Here is a 3918-nt window from a genome sequence, read left to right on the forward strand (position 1 = left end):
TTACGTATTGCTAAGGTTAAGTTCCTCGTGCAGTGTCAAGAGATCAGCACCTAGATGTGTTATCTCAGGAGGTGCTGGATGGACAGTAAGTCGAGGCGTGCCTTTGTGGCTTCTAGGGGACTCGATTTATTTCCTAGATTAGTGCGAGAAGAGTTACTTTCTAACTCAAGCTTATTAGAACAGTTAGAAATTACGACAGAGCCTCTAATCAGTTTTGGAAACAACGATATAGTTTTTCCGAGGAGTGCACTCTTCAATGCAGTGCGCAGTGCATTTGAAAATCCAAAATTAAAGTATTGCTTAGAGGATCTCAGTGGAAGATCTTGGGCAGTGAAGGTGCTGATCTCTTGACACTGCACGAGGAACTTAACCTTAGCAATACGTAATCTGTACGTCTACTTCGTTCAGTTACGTATTGCTAAGGTTAATGGCTTGATCTAGGTAAGGTCGAACAGCACCTCATTAAAAACAGTTAAGATAAAGGAGTCACATAAATGAATGCATTAGTAAATAAGATGAATGATGAACAAAGTTTAGCAGTACGCACTACAGAAGGGCCACTACTTATTATGGCGGGTGCGGGTTCAGGCAAAACACGTGTTTTAACTCATCGTATAGCTTACTTGCTTGATGAAAAGGACGTATCCCCATACAACATTCTAGCGATTACTTTTACAAACAAGGCAGCAAAAGAAATGAAAGCACGTGTGGAAGCTTTAGTAGGAGAACCGGCTCAAGTTATATGGATGTCAACATTTCACTCAATGTGTGTAAGAATACTGAGAAGAGATGCGGATAGAATTGGTATTGAACGTAATTTTACTATAATTGATCCTACGGACCAAAAATCAGTTATCAAAGATGTATTGAAAAATGAAAATATAGATAGTAAAAAGTTTGAACCAAGAATGTTTATAGGTGCTATAAGTAATTTGAAAAATGAATTGAAAACACCAGAGGATGCACAAAAAGATGCTGAAACATATCATGAACAAATGGTTGCTACAGTGTATAAAGGATATCAAAGACAGTTATCAAGAAATGAAGCGTTAGATTTTGATGATTTAATCATGGTTACAATTCGATTATTTGAACGTGTGCCAGATGTGTTAGAATTTTATCAAAATAAATTCCAATACATTCATGTCGATGAGTACCAAGATACAAACAAAGCACAATATACATTAGTAAATCTTTTAGCATCTAAATTTAAAAATTTATGTGTAGTTGGTGATTCTGATCAATCTATTTATGGTTGGCGTGGTGCTGATATTCAAAACATACTTTCCTTTGAAGAAGATTATCCTGAAGCTAAAACGATATTTTTAGAACAAAATTATCGCTCAACTAAAAATATATTAAATGCAGCTAACGAAGTAATCAAAAATAATTCAGAGCGTAAACCCAAAGGGTTATGGACAGGTAATACATCTGGAGAAAAAATTCACTATTATGAAGCTACTACTGAGAGAGACGAAGCGGAATATGTAGTTAAGGAAATTATCGAAACAACAACGTAATGGAAAAAAATATAAAGATATGGCTATCTTATACCGTACCAATGCTCAGTCTCGTGTGTTGGAAGAGACATTTATGAAATCTAATATTCCATACACAATGGTTGGTGGTCAAAAATTCTATGATCGTAAAGAAATTAAAGATCTATTAGCTATTTGAGAATAATAGCCAATAGCAATGATGATATCAGTTTACGTCGTGTAATCAATGTACCAAAACGTGGCGTAGGTCCATCGACAGTAGATAAGAATTCAGGCATATGCTGCTCAAAACGAGATAAGTATGTTTGATGCACTAGCAGAAGTAGACTTTATAGGCTTATCTAAAAAAGTAACACAAGCATGTATTTCATTTTATGACATGATACAGAACTTAATTAAACAACAAGAATTTTTAGAGATTACAGAAATCGTTGAAGAAGTATTGGTGAAATCAGGTTACCGTGAGATGTTGGAACGAGAACAAACATTAGAATCAAGAAGTAGATTAGAAAATATAGATGAATTTATGTCAGTCCCTAAAGACTACGAAGAAAACACGCCATTAGAAGAACAGTCGTTAATCAATTTTTTAACAGACTTATCTTTAGTTGCTGATATAGACGAAGCGCAAATAGATGATGGCATAACGTTGATGACAATGCACTCAGCCAAAGGATTAGAGTTTCCTATTGTATTTATTATGGGCATGGAAGAATCATTATTTCCACATATAAGGGCGATAAAAAGTGATGATGATCATGAAATGCAAGAAGAAAGAAGAATTTGTTATGTAGCGATTACACGTGCTGAAGAAACGTTATATTTAACGCATGCGACATCAAGAATGCTTTTTGGAAGACCGCAGTCCAATATGGCTTCAAGATTCTTAAATGAAATACCTGAAGATTTATTAGAAAACGAAAATAAATCACGAGCAACTACACAAGGAAATCGATTTAAAATCTGCAACCAAACAACCTGAAAAAAGAGGATATAGTAAACGTGTGACATCCTCGAAAAAAGCACAACAATCGACGGATTGGCATGTTGGTGACAAAGTTATTCATAAATCATGGGGTGAAGGTATGGTAAGTAATGTTAATGAAAAAAATGGTTCGGTTGAATTAGATATTATCTTTAAATCTGAAGGACCTAAACGTTTGCTTGCTCAATTTGCACCTATTGAAAAGAAAGGGGAATAAAGCGTGGCTGACTTACAATCGCGTGTCGATGTATTACATCAATTACTAAATCAATATAGTTATGAATATTATGTACAAGACAACCCTTCAGTACCAGACAGTGAATACGATAAACTTTTACATGAATTGATAGATATTGAGGCGAACAACCCAGAATATCGAACAGCTGATTCACCTACAGTAAGAGTGGGCGGCTCAGCTCAATCAACTTTTGAAAAAGTGAATCATGATACACCGATGCTAAGTTTAGGGAATGCTTTTAATAAAGAAGATTTAAAAAAATTTGATCAGCGTATACGTGAACAAATTAATCATGTGGAATACATGTGCGAATTGAAAATAGATGGTTTAGCAGTTTCTCTCAAATACGAGAATGGTAAATTCGTACAAGGTTTGACACGTGGTGACGGTACTACGGGTGAAGATATCACCGAAAACTTAAGAACGATACATGCAATACCATTAAAGATTAATGAAGCTAGAACATTTGAAGTTCGTGGTGAAGCATACATGCCCAGAAAATCATTTTTTGATTTAAATGAAGCTAAAGCACAAAATGATGAGCAACCTTTTGCCAATCCAAGAAATGCAGCTGCTGGTTCACTTCGACAATTAGACTCCAAACTTGCCAGCAAAGAGAAAGTTAAGTGTTTTCTTATATAGCGTAAATGACTTTACACAATTTCATGCACATACACAAAGCGAAGCTTTAGATGAATTAGATAAATTAGGTTTTAAAACAAATAAAGAAAGAGAACGTGTCCAAACTATAGAAGAAGTATTCGATTATATTGAAAAATGGACTGAAGCACGTGAACAGTTACCTTATGATATCGACGGCATTGTTATCAAAGTAAATGATTTAGACCAGCAAGATGAGCTTGGCTATACACAAAAATCTCCTCGTTGGGCAATTGCGTATAAGTTTCCTGCTGAAGAAGTCATAACAGATTGTATGCAGATATTGAACTGAGTATTGGTGGAGACAGGCGTCGTTACACCTACGGCTATACTTGAACCAGTTGAAGTTGCGGGCACTACAGTTATCTAGAGCTTCTTTACGTGAATGAAGATCTGATACATGAGAAAAGATATTCGGAATTGGTGATGGTGTTGTAATTAAGAAGGGCGGGAGACATTATACCAGAAGTCATAAAAAGGAGCCAGGTATTAAGATGGTCGGACCACAAAATGCTGAAGTTTATCAGCATGCCTAC

The 3918-nt window shown here is 35.5% G+C and carries 6 protein-coding genes and 1 pseudogene; all 7 read left to right on the top strand.

The genetic code is table 11. The features are described 5' to 3' along the window. Window positions 1-78: 78 nt before the first annotated feature. The 7 genes and pseudogenes from ACXAC1_RS20215 to ACXAC1_RS20245 all read left to right on the top strand — a co-directional run bounded on the left by ACXAC1_RS20215 (window position 79) and on the right by ACXAC1_RS20245 (window position 3674). Window positions 79-351: a hypothetical protein gene (locus ACXAC1_RS20215; protein WP_475064036.1), complete on the top strand. Its 273-nt coding sequence runs from the start codon at window positions 79-81 to the stop codon at window positions 349-351. Window positions 352-494: 143 nt separating this feature from the next. Continuing rightward, window positions 495-1520 carry a UvrD-helicase domain-containing protein gene (locus ACXAC1_RS20220; RefSeq protein WP_475064037.1) on the top strand — a complete coding sequence of 342 codons (1026 nt, stop codon included), beginning with the start codon at window positions 495-497 and terminating at the stop codon, window positions 1518-1520. Window positions 1521-1539: 19 nt separating this feature from the next. Then, window positions 1540-1808: pseudogene (locus ACXAC1_RS20225) on the top strand (3'-5' exonuclease). After that, window positions 1801-2481, top strand: coding sequence for a 3'-5' exonuclease (locus tag ACXAC1_RS20230; protein ID WP_475064038.1), 681 nt, complete (start codon window positions 1801-1803; stop codon window positions 2479-2481). Before ACXAC1_RS20225 ends, ACXAC1_RS20230 begins: the two are co-directional and overlap by 8 nt. Window positions 2482-2503: 22 nt before the next feature. After that, entirely contained in the window at window positions 2504-2701 is a 198-nt protein-coding gene (locus ACXAC1_RS20235) for a hypothetical protein (protein WP_475064039.1), read from the top strand. Between the two features lie 3 nt (window positions 2702-2704). After that, entirely contained in the window at window positions 2705-3364 is a 660-nt protein-coding gene (locus ACXAC1_RS20240; protein WP_475064040.1) for a hypothetical protein, read from the top strand. Further along, window positions 3327-3674, top strand: a complete 348-nt coding sequence (locus tag ACXAC1_RS20245; RefSeq protein ID WP_475064042.1) for a hypothetical protein — start codon at window positions 3327-3329, stop codon at window positions 3672-3674. The genes ACXAC1_RS20240 and ACXAC1_RS20245 overlap by 38 nt, the downstream gene beginning before the upstream one ends. Window positions 3675-3918 lie beyond the last annotated feature (244 nt).

The organism is Marinomonas sp. AWM4_232 (genome assembly GCF_056158325.1).